Source organism: Shewanella pealeana ATCC 700345, from assembly GCF_000018285.1.
Lineage (GTDB): Bacteria > Pseudomonadota > Gammaproteobacteria > Enterobacterales > Shewanellaceae > Shewanella > Shewanella pealeana.
On the sequence record NC_009901.1, the window covers coordinates 3543436 to 3560806 of the forward strand.

Genomic DNA, 17371 nt, shown 5'->3' on the forward strand with positions numbered 1-17371 from the left:
CAGCCTCAGGTAGTCTGCTCTTCCATTAGCCAAAAAACATCGGCTTTATTGCGATAGAGAGTGACCTAAGGTCCAATCCACTAAGAGTGTCATCGCCATAGAGTCCCAACAGATTATTAACGGGTAGCCGCTAAACTGATGGTAAAAACAAGCAGTAAACACTTGAGGGAAGAAAACAACAACCCGAATGAGTGTACGCAACATGAGGCGGAAACAAGGCATAGTAACGCCACAACAACGCCAGAGATGCGCCGATTCATCCAGGAATCGGATCTCAGTGTCAGCCAATTATCTAAGATACTGAATATCAGTGAAGCCACCGTTCGCAAATGGCGTAAACGCGACTCTGTCGAAAACTGTCCAAATACACCTCACCACCTTAATACCACGTTAACCCCCCTACAGGAGTACGTGGTGGTTGGACTGCGTTATCAACTGAAGATGCCGCTAGATACCCTATTAAAAGCCACGCAAAAATTTATTAATCCGAATGTATCCCGTTCTGGCTTAGCAAGGTGCTTAAAGCGCTATGGTGTTTCTAGGGTCAGCGATATTGAAAGTCCCCATGTCCCCATGCATTACTTCAATCAGATCCCCGTCACCCAAGGCAGCGATGTGCAAACCTACACCTTGCACTATGAAACACTCGCGAAAACCTTGGCCTTGCCTAGCAACGACGGCGACAATGTGGTTCAGGTGGTTTCACTCACCATTCCACCGAAATTGACAGATGCAACACCCAGTTCAATTTTGCTCGGAATCGATCCACATAGTGATTGGATCTATCTCGACATCTATCAAGACGGCAATACCCAAGCCACCAACCGTTATATGGCCTACGTGCTTAAGCATGGGCCGTTCCATCTTCGAAAGTTACTCGTGCGTAACTATCACACCTTTTTACAGCGCTTTCCTGGTGCGACGCCAAATCGCCACACCTCTAAAGAAACGCTTATAACAAACAACAAGACGCCTGACACTCAGGCACCCAGCGGAGACTCATAATGAGCCAGACCTCTAAACCTACAAAGTCAGCTAAAGTGACTGAGCAAGCACAAGACTCACAAGCTGATTCACGCTTAAATAAGCGCCTTAAAGACATGCCTATCGCCATCGTTGGCATGGCAAGCATCTTTGCTAACTCTCGTTACTTGAATAAGTTTTGGGACTTAATCAGCGAAAAAATCGATGCCATCACCGAATTGCCATCGACTCACTGGCAACCTGAAGAGTATTACGATGCGAACAAGAGCACCCCAGATAAGAGCTACTGTAAGCGCGGTGGCTTCTTGCCAGATGTTGACTTCAACCCAATGGAGTTTGGCCTGCCGCCAAATATCCTAGAACTAACCGACTCATCACAGCTGCTTTCTCTGATTGTTGCTAAAGAAGTACTAGCCGATGCCAACCTGCCTGAAGGTTACGACAGAGATAAGATTGGTATCACTTTAGGTGTCGGTGGCGGCCAAAAAATTAGCCACAGCCTAACGGCGCGTCTACAGTACCCGGTACTGAAGAAAGTATTCGCGAGCAGCGGCATTAGCGACCAAGACAGTGAAATGTTGATCAAGAAGTTCCAAGATCAATATGTTCACTGGGAAGAAAACTCATTCCCTGGCTCTCTCGGTAACGTAATTGCTGGTCGTATCGCTAACCGTTTCGATTTTGGTGGCATGAACTGTGTGGTCGATGCAGCCTGTGCTGGCTCACTCGCGGCTATGCGCATGGCTCTTACCGAGCTGACCGAAGGTCGCTCAGAGATGATGATCACCGGTGGTGTGTGTACCGACAACTCGCCGTCTATGTACATGAGCTTCTCAAAAACACCAGCCTTTACCACTAACGAAACTATTCAGCCATTTGATATCGATTCAAAAGGCATGATGATTGGTGAAGGGATTGGCATGGTCGCACTTAAGCGCCTTGAAGATGCCGAACGCGATGGCGATCGCATTTACTCAGTCATTAAAGGTGTGGGCGCTTCATCAGATGGTAAGTTTAAATCTATCTACGCCCCTCGCCCAGAAGGCCAAGCAAAAGCATTAAACCGCGCCTATGATGACGCAGGTTTTGCGCCGCACACTCTTGGGCTTATCGAAGCGCACGGCACAGGCACCGCTGCTGGTGACGCCGCTGAGTTTGCCGGCCTTTGCTCAGTATTTCGCGACGAGAACGACACTAAACAACACATCGCACTGGGCTCAGTGAAGTCACAAATTGGCCACACTAAATCAACTGCGGGCACTGCAGGCCTAATCAAGGCTGCATTGGCACTACACCACAAAGTGTTGCCGGCAACAATTAACGTCAGCCAACCAAGCCCGAAGCTTGATATCGAGAACTCACCGTTTTATCTCAATACTGAGACTCGTCCATGGTTGCCTCGCGCCGATGGTACGCCGCGCCGTGCAGGTATTAGCTCATTTGGTTTTGGTGGCACTAACTTCCACTTCGTACTCGAAGAGTACAACAATGAGCACAGCCGCATCGATAGCGAGAAAGCTAAGTATCGTCAGCGTCAAGTTGCCCAAAGCTTCTTAGTCAGTGCTAGCGATAAAGCGACGCTGATAAATGAGCTAAGCACACTGAGTGCTTCTGCTACTCAAGCTGAGTTCATCTTAAAAGATGCCGCAGCAAACTATCCACTGCGTGAACTTAAAGCCAATGCACCACGTATCGGCCTCGTCGCAAATAGTAGCGAAGAGCTAGTCAACCAAATCAAGCAAGCGGTCTCTAAGCTTGAATCGAGTGATGATAGCGCATGGCAGCTTCCAGGCGGCACTAGCTACCGCGCAAATGCTGCAATTGATGTTGCAAACAAAGAGTCGGGTAAAGTTGCCGCGCTGTTTGCAGGCCAAGGCTCGCAGTATCTAAACATGGGCCGCGAGCTGACTTGTTATTACCCAGAGATGCGTCAGCAATTTGTAACTGCCGACAAAGTCTTTGCCGCTAACAACAAGATGCCACTGTCGCAAACACTTTATCCAAAGCCTGTGTTCAATAAAGATGATTTAAAGACACAAGAAGCAACACTGACCAATACCGCTAATGCACAGAGTGCAATCGGCGCTATCTCTATGGGTCAGTATGAGCTATTCACTGCTGCCGGTTTTAATGCCGATATGGTTGCGGGTCATAGCTTTGGTGAGCTGAGCGCATTGTGCGCTGCCGGTGTTATCTCATCTGATGATTACTACAAGCTCGCTTTTGCTCGCGGTGATGCCATGGCGACTAAAGCACCAGCAAAAGATGGTGTTGAAGCCGACGCTGGCGCCATGTACGCGATTATTACCAAGAGTGCAGCAGATCTTGAAGCCGTTGAAGCGACTATCGCTAAATTTGATGGCGTAAAAGTGGCAAACTATAACGCCCCTACTCAATCCGTGATTGCAGGTCCTACCGATTCAACAGGCGAAGCGGCTAAAGCGCTAAGTCAGCTGGGTTACAAGGCGATTAATCTACCAGTATCAGGTGCATTCCACACCGAACTTGTGGGTCACGCCCAAGCACCATTTGCTAAAGCGATTGATGCAGCCAAGTTTACCAAGGCTTGCCGCGCACTTTACTCCAACGCGACTGGCACAGTTTACGATACCAGTGCAACAAAGATTAAAGCTTCGTTTAAGAAACATATGCTGCAATCGGTACGTTTCACTGCGCAGCTTGAAGCCATGTATGACGCTGGCGCTCGAGTATTTGTCGAGTTCGGTCCAAAGAACATTTTACAAAAGTTGGTACAGGGCACTCTGGCAGATAAAGCAAATGAAATTTGCACTATCTCAATCAACCCTAACCCTAAAGGCGATAGCGACTTCCAGCTTAAACAAGCCGCGGTTCAGTTAGCTGTTGCAGGTATCAAGCTTGACAACATCGACCCGTACCAAGCCGATATCGCAGCTCCAGAGAAAAAATCGCCAATGAGCATCTCGCTTAACGCTGCTAACCATATCAGTAAAGCGACACGCGCTAAGATGGCCAAATCATTAGAAACTGGCATCGTCACCTCTAAAGTCGAACATCTGATTGAAGAGAAAATTATCGAGGTCGAGAAAGTTATCGAAGTCGAAAGGATTGTCGAAAAAGTCGTTGAAGTAGAGAAGCTTGTTGAAGTCGCAGTACCAGCCCAAGCTGGTGTAGTACAAGGCAGTTCAATTCAAGCCAGTTCAGTTATAGATTCAGGTATAGAGAGTCAAGTCGTGTCTAAAAACAGTAAGCCAGCAGCTCATAGCGTTAGCGGTGATGCACTAAGCAACTTCTTTGCAGCCCAGCAGCAAGCTGCCCAGCTTCATCAACAGTTCCTAGAGATCCCGCAGCAGTATGGCGAGACCTTTACCACCTTGATGACAGAGCAAACTAAGCTTGCAGGTTCAGGTATTGCGATCCCAGAGAGCCTACAACGCTCGATGGAGCAATTCCACCAGCTACAAGCTCAAACACTACAGAGCCACACTCAATTCCTTGAGATGCAAACAGGTAGCAACATTGCCGCGCTAAACCTGCTAAATGGCAGCCCTGCAACTTATGCTCCTGTAATTGAGAATAAAGTCATTCAAACTGAAGTGGTTCAAAGAGAAGTTGTTGCTCAGCCTGCGATTATTGCAACGCCAGCCACTCCTGTTCAGCCTGCTCCTGTTCAAACTACAGCAGTTCAAACGGCTCCGACTCAAGCACCGCAAGTTAAAACAGCACCAGTTGCTACGACTCCTCAAGTGCAAGCACCGCAAGTTGTTCGCCAAGCTGCGCCAGCTCAAGCCGCTGTTGTACCGACTAATACAAGTCCAGTAGCAGTTATTAGCGCTGAAACAGCCCTGAGCGCGACTCTTTCTTCAGAGAAAGTTCAAGCGACTATGTTAGAAGTGGTTGCCGAGAAGACTGGCTACCCAACTGAGATGCTTGAACTTGAGATGGATATGGAAGCCGATCTAGGCATCGACTCTATCAAGCGTGTAGAAATTCTAGGTACAGTGCAAGACGAGCTACCGGGTCTGCCTGAACTAAGCCCTGAAGATTTAGCCGAGTGTCGCACACTAGGCGAAATCGTTAACTATATGAACTCTAAGCTGACTAATACAAGTGCCGCGGCGGCTCTTAATGTTAGTGCCGCTGAAGGCTCTGCTGTTTCATCTACGCCAGTACATAGCGGTCTTTCTGCAGAGACAGCCCTGAGCGCACAAAAGGTGCAGGCTACTATGATGTCAGTAGTTGCCGAGAAGACAGGCTACCCAACTGAGATGCTTGAGCTTGAGATGGACATGGAAGCCGATCTAGGTATCGACTCGATCAAGCGTGTTGAGATCTTAGGCACGGTTCAAGACGAGCTACCGGGTCTACCTGAGCTAAACCCTGAAGATTTAGCCGAGTGTAGAACACTGGGTGAAATCGTGGCTTATATGGGCAGTAAACTGCCGGCTGAAGGCTCTGCTAATACAAGTGCCGCCGCGGCTCTTAATGTTAGTGCCGCTGAAGGCTCACTATCTGCAACTCAAGTCCAAAGCACTATGATGTCAGTGGTTAGCGAAAAGACAGGTTACCCAACTGAAATGCTTGAACTGAGCATGGATATGGAAGCCGATTTGGGTATCGACTCTATCAAGCGCGTTGAAATTCTAGGTACAGTACAAGACGAGCTACCGGGTCTACCTGAGCTTAACCCTGAAGATTTAGCCGAGTGTCGCACACTAGGCGAAATCGTGGCGTACATGAACTCTAAGCTGACTAATACAAGTGCCGCAGCGGCGCAAGTTCCTCAAGTGAATGCTGCACCAACTACAAACGGCCTTTCTGCTGAAACAGCCTTGAGCGCAACTCTTTCTTCTGAGAAAGTCCAAAGCACCATGATGTCAGTAGTAGCAGAAAAGACGGGGTACCCAACTGAAATGCTTGAACTAAGCATGGATATGGAAGCCGATTTAGGTATCGACTCTATCAAGCGCGTTGAAATTCTAGGTACAGTACAAGACGAGCTTCCAGGTCTACCTGAGCTTAACCCTGAAGATTTAGCCGAGTGCCGCACACTAGGCGAAATCGTGGCTTATATGGGAAGCAAGCTTCCAGCTGAAGGCTCTATGAACTCTCAGCACTCTTCGACTGTTGTTTCTACAACAGAGACGCCAGTAAACGGTCTAAGCGCTGCCAAAGTCCAAAGCACCATGATGTCAGTAGTAGCAGAAAAGACGGGTTACCCAACTGAAATGCTTGAACTGAGCATGGATATGGAAGCCGATTTGGGTATCGACTCTATCAAGCGCGTTGAGATATTGGGTACAGTACAAGATGAGCTTCCAGGCCTGCCTGAGCTAAACCCTGAAGATCTAGCCGAGTGTCGTACACTAGGCGAAATCGTAAGCTATATGAACAGCAAGCTATCAACTGCTGGCGCAACAGTTGCTTCAACTGTTGCAGCTGCAACCGATGCAGTTAAATCAGTAGCAGACACAATAGCATCTACTCTAGAGCTTCCTCCTCATAGCGAGGTAGCGCTAAAAAAGCTTAATGCGGCGGACAAACTACAAGACTGTTTCGCCGCAGACACGACCATTGTGATCAACGATGATGGTCACAATGCAGGTGTGCTAGCCGAGAAACTGACTAAGCAAGGCCTTAAAGTAGCCGTAGTTCGACTACCTGACGGTCAGCCGCAATCTCCGCTTTCAAGTGATGTTGCCAGCTTCCAAGCGACCAGCATCGATGAAACAGGGATAACTGCCATTATCAATCAAGTTGAACAGCAACTTGGGCAAATTGGCGGCTTTATTCACCTGCAACCTGAGGCGAATGAAAGCAATCAAGCCGATGCGGTTAACCTTAACGAACAAGGCTTTACTCACCTAAGCCAAGCGTTCCTATGGGCTAAGCTGCTACAGCCGAAGCTGACAGCATCAAGTGATAAGCGCCGCAGCTTTATCACGGTTAGTCGTATCGATGGTGGCTTTGGTTATCTTAATATCGATGCGCTTAAAGACGCAGAGCTAAATCAGGCAGCGCTAGCAGGCCTAACCAAGACGCTAAGCCATGAGTGGCCAAGTGTTTTCTGTCGAGCGCTCGATATCGCTGTCGATGTTGACGCAACGCATTTTGCCGATGCTATTGCTAGCGAATTATTTGATGCTAACAACCAACTTGCAGAAGTAGGCATAGCAGCAGATAAGCAAGGTAATGTTAGCCGCGTAACCTTAGTTGCCGGTGAAGCAAGTGAGAAACACAGTGCATCAGCACTAAACAGTTCAGATAAAATACTGGTGACCGGGGGCGCAAAAGGAGTGACCTTCGAATGTGCCCTTGCTTTAGCTAAGCGTACACAGTCTCACTTTATTCTTGCAGGTCGTAGTGAGCTACTAGCTATACCTGCATGGGCTGAAAACAAGCAAATTAGCGAGCTTAAACCCGCTGCCATTGCGCATATTATCTCTACAGGTAGCAAGCCAACACCTAAACAAGTTGAAACCTTAGTTTGGACAGTTAAGAGTTCAATCGAGATCAACACAGCGCTAGAAGCATTTAACCAAGTTGGTGCAAGTGCTGAATATGTCAGCATGGATGTGACTGACACTGCAGCTATCACAGCTGCGCTTAATGGTCGCTCAAATGAGATCACCGGCCTTATCCACGGCGCTGGCGTACTTGCTGATAAGCATATTCAAGATAAGACAATTGAAGAGCTAGCTCGCGTTTACGGCACTAAGGTTAACGGCCTTAAAGCTCTGCTTGCCGCGCTCGACTCAAGCAAGGTAAAACTACTTGCTATGTTCTCATCTGCTGCAGGTTTTTACGGCAACACAGGTCAGAGTGACTACGCCATGTCAAACGACATCCTGAACAAGGCCGCGCTGCAGTTCTCTGCACGTAATCCACAAGCAAAAGTGATGAGCTTTAACTGGGGTCCTTGGGATGGCGGTATGGTTACCGATGCGTTGAAGAAGATGTTCACCGACCGTGGCGTATACGTTATCCCACTAAAAGCGGGAGCAGAGCTATTTGCTACTCAGCTATTAGGTGAGACTGGCGTGCAACTGCTAATAGGTACTTCTATGCAAGGCGGTGACTCTACTAAAGCTGACGGCTCTTCTCAGGCTGAAGGCTCTAAAGAGGCTGCTTCTGTAAAAAAGCTTAATGCGGGTGAGGTGTTTAACACATCGCGCCCGCTAGCACCTGTTGCTTTAACGCCTATGACGTTAACAAGAGCCTTAAACCCTAACGCGATGGTCTTTATCCAAGACCACCGCATTAGCGGTAACCCTGTGTTGCCCACTGTATGTGCAATACAGTGGATGCGCGAGGCAGCAAGTAAGATGCTCGGCGCTCAAGTTAAAGTACTCGATTACAAGCTACTGAAAGGGATTATCTTCGACAGCAAAGATGCTCAGGAGATAACCCTTGAATTGACGCCTACTGACAACGGCCAAATGAGCGCATTAATCAGCAGTCAAGGTCGCCCTCAGTACAAGGCTACGCTTGCAGTGTCAAGTGAGAGATTTACCACTAAATCGTTCGATTTAATGGGTGATGCTGTTACATCGGCATCTGAGCTCTACAGCAACGGTACCCTATTCCATGGACCGCGTTTACAGGGCATAAAACAGGTATTTAACTTTGATGATGCCGGTCTACTGGCGCATTGTGAACTACCACAGGTAGATAGCAGTGATTGCGGTGAGTTTGTCGCTACAACGCATATTGGTGGCAGTCAGCCGTTTGCTGAAGATCTACTGCTACAGGCGATGCTGGTCTGGGCAAGACTTAAGTACGGCGCAGCAAGCTTACCTTCTTCTATCGGTGAATTTATCTCAAATAAACCGCTAGCATTTGGTGACAAAGCAATACTTGAGCTTGAGGTCGTGAAAACAAATGCTCGCTCACTTGAGGCGAATGTTACGCTTTACCATGAAAATGGTGAGCTTAGCGCGATGATGAAAGGGGCAAAAGTCACTATCAGCAAGAACCTCAATAGCGCTTTTTTGAATGAAACAGCCTTGAGCGTTGGTGAATCAGCCTTGAGCGATAGCAAGAAAGCCTTGAGCGCTGAAGAAAAAGCCCTGAGCAAGGGAGAGCGTGCTTAATGGTCAACTCGACAACTAACGTTAGTACATCTAGCAATAGCGTCAGTGATCAAGTTATCAAGAGTGAGATGCCTCTGCGCATCGCACTCTTGATGCTTCCTGCATCACTAGACTTAAGCTTAAGTTTAACTGCAAAGTCTCAGGCTCCCTCAGAGATGGCCAAGCAGCTTTCAGTGCTAATGCCAGAGCTGTATAACTCTAAATTGCTAGAAACAACTGAGCTTGTCTCTATCAAGGTAGATGATTTTGAGGCTAATCTAACAGCCACTATCGAATCGATTGAGCAAGGTAAGATAGTGCAAATCTCAACAGCGACAAACTCGCTGTTGATGATGCATGCACTAAAAGCGGCGCAAAATAGGATCCATCCTCATGCGCAACTTGCTGCTATGCAAATACAAACAGGGCAGCTCCAAGCTGGTGCAGCAGCGGTTACTGACGCTTGTATAGCTGATGCTTGTATGGCCGATTCTTGTATGCAGAGCGCATTAAATCAGGCAAAGCGTCAGCCTGCGAGTGTTAGCAAACGCTTCGACCTACCACAGCTAAATAGCACAGAGCAGTTTGATGCCGTGTGTGAGCTCATCAAAGATCTCGCCTCTCGTACCCACCATAGAGATGCAGCATCGATTAGCCCTAAGCAAGCGACGAGTCATTACTGGTTTACCGAGCACCATCAAGCTCGCGTAGTGGCGATCAACCTAACTAACCATGCACCTAGCCGCTCTGAGCTCTGCTCAGACTCTAACAGTTGCATTAGTTTCGTGATCTCCCAAGGCACAGGCTTTATCGCCCCGAAATCGATTATCGGTACTAAGCGATTGCAGCTCATCGTTTGTGCCGATACCCAAGCCCAGCTTATCGCCGAGCTTGGTACACTACAGATAAAACTCAAAGCTCTGACAACAGAGCCAACGCCAAACGGCCCACTATTGACCCTGATGCGCGATAACTTACTTCGCTATGAGGCCACTCGCAGCGCCACCTACGCCATCACATTGCAGGCAAACTCAGTTGAAGCCATGCTTCAAGAGCTCAATGCAATGATTGAAAATGTGCCTAAGGTGCTAAGTGAAAAAGACGAATCGTCACAATATAAGACGCCGGCTGGGAGCTACTTTACAGCTGAGCCATTAGGTTCAAACGCATCTGGCGGCCTAGCGTTTGTCTACCCAGGTGTTGGAACTGTCTATAGCGATATGTTCAGTGAGCTACATGGATATTTTCCGTCACTGTATTCACACCTTGAGCGTGAAGGTGATCTAAAGTCCATGTTCCAAGCGGACGCCATCTATCACCTCGATCCAAGAGTGGCGTCAGCCATGCCACTGGGCGATCTGGCGATTGCCGGTGTGGGTAGCAGTTATCTGCTAACTCAGCTATTGGTGCAAGAGTTCCAGATCACACCTAACTTTGCACTGGGTTATTCCATGGGTGAAGCATCGATGTGGGCAAGTCTAGGTGTATGGAAGAACCCACACGCCTTGATAGAAAAGACTAAGACAGATCCACTGTTTACTCGCGCAATCTCAGGCAAGCTCACGGCAGTTAGGCAAGCGTGGCAACTGGATGACAATGCGCCAGATATTGTCTGGAACAGCTTTGTCGTTCGCTCTCCAGCGGCGCCAATAAAGGCACTTCTACCAGAGTTTCCCCATGCGTACCTTGCGATTGTTCAGGGGGATACCTGTGTGATTGCAGGCTGTGAAACTCAGTGCCGTGGTCTACTCACTCAGTTAGGCAAGCGAGGTATTGCTGCAAACCGCGTCACGGCAATGCATACCACGCCAGCAATGGAAGAGCATAGCAACGTAGCGCAGTTTTATGAGCAGCCGCTTGAAGAGTCATTACCGACCGACATTAAATTTATTAGTGCAGCCTCAGGCAATAGCTCTGTATCGAATAGCCAAGGCACCTTCGACAGCCAAGTTGTCGCAAACTCAATAGCCGATACCTTCTGCAACACCTTAGATTTTACCGCGCTGATCCATAGCGCGCAAAAGCAAGGCGCCAAGTTATTTGTGGAGTTAGGCGCAGACAGACAAAACTGCACTCTTATCGACAAAATAGCCAAACAAGATCGTCAATGTGGCGCCGAGTCAACAGACTATCCGTGCTGCACAGTACCTGTTAATGCCAAAGGTGGAGATGATATCACTACCCTACTCAAGGCATTAGGCCAACTCATTAGTCATCGAGTCCCACTCACCGTGGCGCCACTTATTGATGGCTTAAATCGTGAGATTGCTCAGACCCAACTGCAAGCTGCATCGACCGCACTACAAGTCACGGCAGAGCAGATGACAAACCTAACATTACAAGGAGAAGTCTAATGTCTTCTTCAGACAAGCAACAACAAACAGGTAAGCAGGGCAAGATCGCCATTGTCGGTCTCGCCACTCTCTACCCAGATGCAAAATCGCCACAAGAATTTTGGCAGAACTTACTCGATAAACGCGACTCGCGCACAACACTGACCAACGAAAAGTTAGGCGCGAACAGCAGCGATTACCAAGGCGTTCAAGGCCAGTCAGACCGTTTTTATTGCGATAAAGGCGGCTACATCGAGAACTTCCAATTCGACCCAAGCGGTTACCTACTGCCAAGTGAAAGTCTTTTAGGGTTAGATGACAGCTTCCTTTGGGCGCTAGACACCAGTCGCAAAGCACTCGATGATGCCGGTATTGCCCTTAGCAGTGATTCACTAACTCGAACCGGTATCGTCATGGGGGCGCTTTCGTTCCCAACGACTCGCTCAAATGATCTGTTTCTGCCTATCTATCACAGCGCCGTTGAAAAAGCCTTGCAGGATAAACTAGGAAACCAAGCATTTAAGCTAAACCCAACCAATGCTGGCAGTGAAAGAGCGCGCAGTGAAACTACGCTCGATAGCGCTAACGGAGCAATTGCTCACAACGCCTCTAAGGTTGTGGCTGATGCATTAGGCCTAGGCAGCGTACAGCTTAGCCTAGATGCCGCCTGTGCCAGTTCAGTTTACTCACTTAAACTTGCCTGTGATTACCTAAGCGCTGGCAAAGCAGATGTGATGCTAGCTGGCGCAGTTTCTGGCGCCGATCCCTTCTTTATTAACATGGGCTTCTCAATCTTCCACGCCTACCCAGATCATGGCGTGTCGGTCCCCTTCGATGCTAACAGTAAAGGCCTATTCGCCGGTGAGGGCGCGGGTGTTTTAGTGTTAAAGCGCCTTGAAGATGCCGAACGAGATGGCGATAAAATCTATGCCGTTGTCAGCGGTGTTGGCCTGTCAAACGATGGTAAGGGTCAGTTCGTTCTTAGCCCTAACCCTAAAGGTCAGGTAAAAGCCTTCGAGCGAGCCTATGCTGCCAGTGATATCGAGCCTAAAGATATCGAAGTAATTGAATGTCATGCGACAGGCACACCTCTGGGTGACAAGATTGAGCTGACTTCGATGGAGACCTTCTTTGAGGGTAAGCTTCAAGGCAGTGATGCACCGTTAATTGGCTCGGCTAAGTCTAACCTAGGTCACCTACTGACTGCCGCAGGCATGCCAGGGATCATGAAGATGATCTTCGCCATGAAAGAGGGTTTCTTACCACCGAGTATTAATATCAGCGACGCTATCGCCTCGCCTAACAAGCTCTTTGGTAAACCGACCCTGCCAAATATGGTTCAAGGCTGGCCAGATAAAAGATCAAATAATATTTACGGCGTTAAAACCCGCCATGCTGGTGTATCGGTATTTGGTTTTGGTGGCTGTAATGCGCACCTGTTACTGGAGTCCTACTCAGCTATTCAGGCTGCAGGCGCCCAAGCCGCAGGCGCTGGCTCACAAACTGTAAGCAAGCAAGCTGTGCAAGCAAGCAAACCTGAGTCGATGAAGATCACAGGCCTCGCATCACACTTTGGGCCTCTAAGCAGCATTAATCAGTTAAATGCTGCCATTGTGAGTAATAGCAACGGCTTTATTTCGCTACCTAAGCAGCGCTGGAAGGGACTAGAAAAGCATACTGAACTGCTTGCCGAGTTTGGTCTAAACGCAGCGCCAAAAGGTGGCTATGTCGATAGTTTCGAACTCGACTTTTTGCGCTTTAAGCTGCCGCCAAACGAAGATGATCGCCTGATCTCACAACAGCTGATGTTGATGAAAGTCACCGACGAAGCTATTCGTGATGCCAAGCTAAATCCTGGGCAGAAGGTTGCCGTGTTAGTCGCCATGGAAACTGAACTTGAGCTACACCAGTTCCGCGGCCGCGTTAATCTACATACTCAGCTTCAAGAAAGCCTGTCTGCCATGGGCGTGACCTTAAGCACTGAGGAATATCAAGCCTTAGAAGCTATCACTATGGATAGTGTGCTCGATGCAGCCAAGCTGAATCAATACACCAGCTTTATCGGCAATATCATGGCTTCGCGTATTGCGTCATTATGGGACTTTAATGGTCCAGCGTTTACTATCTCTGCCGCTGAGCAGTCGGTGAGTCGCTGTATCGATGTCGCCCAGAATATGATGGCAAGTGAAGCACTGGATGCAGTGGTGATTGCTGCGGTCGATCTCTCGGGTAGTTTCGAGCAGGTGATCTTGAAAAACAGTGTCGAGCCCGTATCACTCGATGCCACAGCCGCTCAAAACAGCCAAGGCTGGAATGTCGGTGAAGGCGCTGGTGCTATCGTACTAGTACCAAGCGATTCAAGCGCTGCTGATGGCCAAGGCGCTTATGGGCAAATAAGCTCACTTGCCTTTGGCAAGGCGACAGAGGCGAAGCAGGTCACTGATCGCTTGTTGACTCAAGTCGGCGCAGAACATAGCAGCATCAAGCTGGTTGAAACCAGTGTTGCACCGGGTAGCCTCTATTCATCGGTAAACGATATGTTCCCTCACGCCAACAGCACTAGTGCTGAAGAGCGTATCGGCCATAACTTTGCCGCTGCCGGAATGGCGAGTCTTCTTCACGGTCTACTCAACCTTTCTTTGCAAAATCAGCAAGGGCTAGCCCCACTGAGCGCATTGGTCGTCAACACCAACGAAAATCAAATCTCTCAGCTTTTGATTAGCCAAAGTGCAAACCAGCAGCGTGCGCTGTCATCTCGCTTAAGCTGTGAGCTTAAGTCTGATGCTAAGCATCAGTTACTCAAACAGGTAACCCTAGGTGGCCGTGATATCTACCAACATATCATGGATACACCGCTTGCCAGTTTAGCTTCCATTCAGAATAAGCTCGCCCAAGGCACAGCTTCATCTGTTACCAAGCTAAACAAACCGCTCATTACCCGCACTGTTGCACCTGTTAGCCCTACACCAGTATTAGGTAACCCTATGACCAATCAAGCTAAAACAATTACAACTGAAGCGCAGCCGACTAAAACTGCAACTATTGATGTATCTGCAGGCAACTTAAGCGCATTTCAACAAAACCAGCAACTGACTCAAGCGGCCCATCAGGCATTCTTACAGAGTCGCTCAGCGGGTATGAAAGTCGCCGACGCTTTGCTAAAGCAGCAACTAGTCCAAGAAATAGCTCACGCCACAGGGCAAACAGGGACGGAAACTGTCGAGACTATGCCAGCACCGGTTTCCTATGCTAATACCCTAAGCACACCGCTTAAGCCCGATCACGCTAACGTGCCACCTTACACCGCGCCGACGCCAGAGCTTAAGCCTTGCATCTGGAACTACGCCGATTTAGTCGAGTACGCAGAAGGCGATATCGCCAAGGTGTTTGGCTCTGACTACGCGGTTATCGACAGCTATTCACGTCGCGTACGCCTGCCAACCACAGACTACCTATTAGTATCTCGAGTGACTAAGCTCGATGCCACCATGAACGAATTCAAACCATGCTCGATGACCACTGAGTATGATATTCCTGTTGATGCGCCATACCTTGTCGATGGCCAAATTCCATGGGCTGTAGCGGTTGAATCGGGTCAGTGCGACTTGATGCTGATCAGCTACTTAGGCATCGACTTTGAGAACAAGGGCGAGCGAGTATATCGTCTACTCGATTGTACCCTCACTTTCTTAGGTGACCTGCCACGTGGCGGCGACACCCTGCGTTATGACATTAAGATCAACAACTATGCTCGCAACGGCGACACCTTGTTGTTCTTCTTCTCATACGAGTGCTTCGTTGGCGACACCATGGTCCTTAAGATGGATGGCGGCTGTGCAGGCTTCTTTACCGATGAAGAACTTGCCGACGGTAAAGGGGTTATTCGCACCGAAGATGAGATAAAAGCTCGCAACCTTGTGGTTAAGCAACGCTTTAACCCGTTACTGGATTGCCCTAAAACACAATTTAGCTATAGCGACATCCATAAGTTGTTAACGGCTGATATTGAGGGCTGCTTTGGCACAACTCATCAAGCTCTACAGCAACCATCGCTATGTTTCGCGTCAGAAAAATTCTTGATGATTGAACAGGTGAGCAAGGTTGATCGCACTGGCGGCACATGGGGTCTTGGCCTAATCGAAGGTCATAAGCAACTTGAAGCTAATCACTGGTATTTCCCTTGTCACTTTAAGGGCGACCAAGTAATGGCTGGCTCTTTGATGGCTGAAGGCTGTGGTCAGTTGCTGCAGTTCTATATGCTGCACCTAGGCATGCATACTCAAACCAAGAATGGTCGTTTCCAACCACTTGAGAACGCATCACAGCAGGTACGCTGTCGTGGTCAAGTACTGCCACAATCTGGCGAATTAACTTACCGTATGGAAGTGACTGAAATCGGTTTTAGCCCGCGCCCATATGCTAAGGCTAATATTGATATTTTGCTAAATGGCAAAGCCGTGGTGGACTTCCAAAACCTAGGCGTGATGATTAAAGAGGAAGATGAGTGTGCTCGCTACCCACTTTTGACTAACGCGGCTAACACTACAACAACTATAGCTCAAGCGCCTGCGGCTTCTCTTAACAAAAAGGCATATCAACCAGCATCGGTAAATGCGCCGTTAATGGCACAAATCCCAGATCTAACCAAAGAGCCTAACAAGGGCGTTATTCCAATCTCTCACGTTGAAGCGCCAATTACACCGGACTACCCTAACCGAGTGCCTGATACCGTACCGTTTACGCCGTATCACATGTTTGAGTTTGCTACGGGTAACATCGAAAACTGTTTCGGCCCAGAGTTCTCTATCTATCGCGGCATGATCCCACCACGTACACCATGTGGTGACTTACAGGTGACGACCCGTGTTATCGAGGTAAACGGTAAGCGTGGTGAATTCAAGAAGCCATCATCGTGTATTGCTGAATATGAAGTGCCAGCTGACGCTTGGTATTTCGACAAAAACAGCCATGGCGCAGTGATGCCATACTCGATTTTGATGGAGATCTCCCTGCAGCCTAACGGCTTTATCTCGGGTTACATGGGCACGACTTTGGGCTTCCCTGGGCTTGAGCTGTTCTTCCGTAACTTAGACGGTAGTGGTGAGCTACTGCGTGATGTCGACCTTCGTGGTAAAACGATTCGTAACGATTCACGTCTACTATCAACCGTGATGGCTGGTACCAACATTATCCAAAGCTTCAGCTTCGAGCTAAGCGTTGATAATGAGCCTTTCTATCGCGGAACCGCTGTATTTGGTTACTTCAAGGGTGAAGCGCTGAAAGATCAGTTAGGTCTTGATAACGGTAAAGTGACCCAACCTTGGCATGTGGCCAATGGCGTTGCAGCGACCACTAAGGTGAACCTGCTTGATAAGAACTGCCGTCACTTTACAGCGCCGGCTAACCAGCCACACTACCGCCTAGCCGGTGGTCAGCTGAACTTTATCGATAGCGTTGAGATTGTCGATAATGGCGGCACCGAAGGTTTAGGTTATTTGTATGCTGAGCGCACAATCGATCCAAGTGACTGGTTCTTCCAGTTCCACTTCCATCAAGACCCTGTAATGCCAGGCTCACTAGGTGTTGAAGCGATTATTGAAACCATGCAGACTTATGCTATTTCAAAAGACTTAGGCGCTGGGTTTAAAAACCCTAAGTTTGGCCAAATCTTATCCAACATCAAGTGGAAGTATCGCGGTCAGATCAACCCGCTGAACAAGCAGATGTCTATGGATGTCAGCATCACCTCTGTTAAAGATGAAAACGGCAAGAAGGTGATCACAGGTAACGCTAGCCTAAGCAAAGATGGCCTGCGCATATACGAGGTATTCGATATTGCAATTTGCATCGAAGAGGCTTAAAACGAAGTTTTAAGCCTAAGTTAATGACTAAAGAAAAACACTTTAGTCATTAACCTCCTTCGAAGTACAAGAATCAAAGATTAATTAGTGTGAAAGAGACTGATAAACAGCTTCACACTGAACTAAAAGAATAAATTACTAA

General features: G+C 48.4%; 4 protein-coding genes. All 4 read left to right on the forward strand.

Translation table 11 applies throughout. The annotated features are described in order from the left end of the window. The first annotated feature begins 138 nt into the window (after positions 1–138). Genes SPEA_RS15340 through pfaC form a run of 4 tightly spaced genes read left to right on the forward strand, consistent with a single transcriptional unit; the run spans position 139 to position 17229 of the window. A complete protein-coding gene (locus tag SPEA_RS15340) occupies positions 139–1005 on the forward strand; it encodes a transcriptional regulator (RefSeq protein WP_012156129.1) in 867 nt (288 codons plus the stop codon). Then, complete coding sequence (locus SPEA_RS15345) at positions 1005–9056, forward strand: type I polyketide synthase (protein WP_012156130.1); 8052 nt, start codon at positions 1005–1007, stop codon at positions 9054–9056. The genes SPEA_RS15340 and SPEA_RS15345 overlap by 1 nt, the downstream gene beginning before the upstream one ends. Continuing rightward, entirely contained in the window at positions 9056–11389 is a 2334-nt protein-coding gene (locus SPEA_RS15350; RefSeq protein ID WP_012156131.1) for a PfaB family protein, read from the forward strand. Before SPEA_RS15345 ends, SPEA_RS15350 begins: the two co-directional genes overlap by 1 nt. Next, positions 11389–17229 (forward strand): eicosapentaenoate synthase subunit PfaC, encoded by a 5841-nt coding sequence (gene pfaC, locus SPEA_RS15355; RefSeq protein ID WP_012156132.1) that lies wholly within the window; start codon positions 11389–11391, stop codon positions 17227–17229. The genes SPEA_RS15350 and pfaC overlap by 1 nt, the downstream gene beginning before the upstream one ends. Positions 17230–17371: the final 142 nt, after the last annotated feature.